Origin of the sequence: Streptomyces katrae (assembly GCF_000966975.1) — a bacterium.
In the GTDB taxonomy this organism is placed as follows: Bacteria; Actinomycetota; Actinomycetes; order Streptomycetales; family Streptomycetaceae; genus Streptomyces; species Streptomyces katrae.
Genome location: NZ_JZWV01001115.1, coordinates 1 through 2090, shown reverse-complemented (window position 1 = coordinate 2090; position 2090 = coordinate 1). Strand labels below are relative to the sequence as shown.

Sequence of the window (2090 nt, the reverse complement as noted above, 5' to 3'; positions counted from 1 at the left end):
GCCCTCCGCCCCCCAGGGCGGGGCCGGCGGGGCCGAGCAGGCCGCGGTGGCGGCCGCCGAACCCTTCCGCACCAAAATGCTGAGCGTGCCCGGCCTCGGCGAGGGGGCGGCCGGCCGACGCTCGCGGGCCCGTACCGCGCACGGCCGCACCACCGGTGCCCAGCGCCCCCGCGGCCAGCTGACCAAGCTGCACCTGGCGGCCACCGTGCACGCCGCCGCCCCGCACCAGAAGGCGCGCGGCCGCTCCGGCCCCGGGCTCGTCGTACGCAGGGACGACCTGCGGCAGGCGACCCGCGAGGGCCGCGAGGGCAACCTCGTGCTGTTCTGCGTGGACGCCTCCGGCTCCATGGCCGCCCGGCAGCGGATGAGCGCCGTCAAGGGCGCGGTGCTCTCCCTGCTGCTGGACGCCTACCAGCGCCGGGACAAGGTCGGCCTGATCACCTTCCGCGGCGCGGGCGCCGAACTGGCGCTGCCGCCCACCTCCTCGGTGGACGCGGCCGCGGCCCGGCTGGAGAAGCTGCCGACCGGCGGCCGCACCCCGCTCGGCGCGGGCCTGCTCAAGGCGCACGAGGTGCTGCGCGTCGAGCGGCTCCGGGACCCCTCGCGCCGTCCGCTGCTGGTGGTCGTCACCGACGGCCGGGCCACCTCGGCCGGGTCCGTCGGCGGTGACCCGCGCGAGCTGTCGGGGCGCAGCGCCCGGCTGCTGGCCGCCGAGGGGGTCGCCTCGGTGGTCGTGGACTGCGAGTCGGGGCCGGTGCGGCTCGGGCTCGCGGGGGCGCTGGCCGCCGATCTGGGCGCGCCCGCCGTGACCCTCGACGGGCTGCGGGCCGACTCGCTGGCCGGGCTCGTCAAGAACGTACGTACCGCAGTGACCCCCACTGCGTCAGCCAACAGCGTCTCCAGGAGGGCCGCGTAATGCCGCAGGGACAGCCGACCGTCGTTCCCGACGACGGACTCACGACGCGTCAGCGCCGCAACCGCCCGCTCGTCTTCGTCCACACCGGCCCCGGCAAGGGCAAGTCGACGGCCGCCTTCGGGCTGGCGCTGCGCGCCTGGAACCAGGGCTGGCCGATCGGGGTGTTCCAGTTCGTCAAGTCGGCGAAGTGGAAGGTCGGCGAGGAGAACGCGCTGAAGGTGCTGGGCGCCTCCGGTGAGGGCGGCTCCGTCGTCTGGCACAAGATGGGCGAGGGCTGGTCCTGGGTCCAGCGCGACGCGCAGCTCGACAACGAGCAGGCGGCGAAGGAGGGCTGGGAGCAGGTCAAGCGCGACCTGGCGGCCGAGACGCACAAGCTGTACGTGCTCGACGAGTTCGCGTACCCGATGCACTGGGGCTGGATCGACGTGGACGAGGTGATCGAGGTGCTCCGGAGCCGCCCCGGCACCCAGCACGTGGTCATCACCGGCCGCAACGCCCCCGAGAAGCTGATGGAGTTCGCCGACCTGGTCACCGAGATGACCAAGGTCAAGCACCCGATGGACGCCGGCCAGAAGGGCCAGAAGGGCATCGAGTGGTGATCTCGTCCACTGTGCCGCGGCTGGTCATCGCCGCGCCGTCCTCCGGCAGCGGCAAGACCACCGTGGCGACGGGCCTGATGGCGGCCTTCGCGGAGCGCGGTCTGGCCGTGTCCCCGCACAAGACCGGGCCCGACTACATCGACCCCGGCTACCACGCGCTGGCCACGGGCCGGCCGGGGCGCAACCTCGACGCGTTCATGTGCGGGCCGGAGCTGGTGGCCCCGCTGTTCGCGCACGGGGCCGCCGGGTGCGACCTCGCGGTGGTCGAGGGCGTGATGGGGCTCTACGACGGGGCCGCGGGGCGGGGCGAGCTGGCGTCGACGGCGCAGGTGGCGAAGCTGCTGCGGGCGCCGGTGGTGCTGGTGGTCGACGCGTCCTCGCAGTCCCGGTCGGTGGCGGCGCTGGCGCACGGCTTCGCCTCGTTCGACCCCCAGGTGCGCCTGGGCGGGGTGATCCTCAACAAGGTGGGCTCCGACCGGCACGAGGCCATGCTCCGGGAGGCCCTGGAGGAGGCCGGCATGCCGGTCCTGGGCGTGCTGCGGCGGGCGCCGCAGGTGGCGACCCCGTCCCGGCAC

General features: G+C 75.0%; 3 protein-coding genes. All 3 read left to right on the top strand.

The window, feature by feature from the left end; genetic code table 11:
* The coding region (locus VR44_RS33280) for a vWA domain-containing protein (protein WP_045951366.1) at positions 1-916 on the top strand (916 nt) is incomplete at its 5' end.
* A complete protein-coding gene (gene cobO, locus VR44_RS33275; RefSeq protein WP_045951365.1) occupies positions 916-1515 on the top strand; it encodes a cob(I)yrinic acid a,c-diamide adenosyltransferase in 600 nt (199 codons plus the stop codon). The genes VR44_RS33280 and cobO, both read left to right, overlap by 1 nt.
* Positions 1509-2090, top strand: a 582-nt coding sequence (locus VR44_RS33270) for a cobyrinic acid a,c-diamide synthase CobB (protein ID WP_045951364.1), incomplete at its 3' end; no start/stop codon positions are given. The genes cobO and VR44_RS33270, both read left to right, overlap by 7 nt.

Excerpts from the sequence above, each read along its gene's own strand:
- cobO (WP_045951365.1), top strand. The coding sequence starts at position 916 with ATGCCGCAGGGACAGCCGACCGTCGTTCCCGACGACGGACTCACGACG.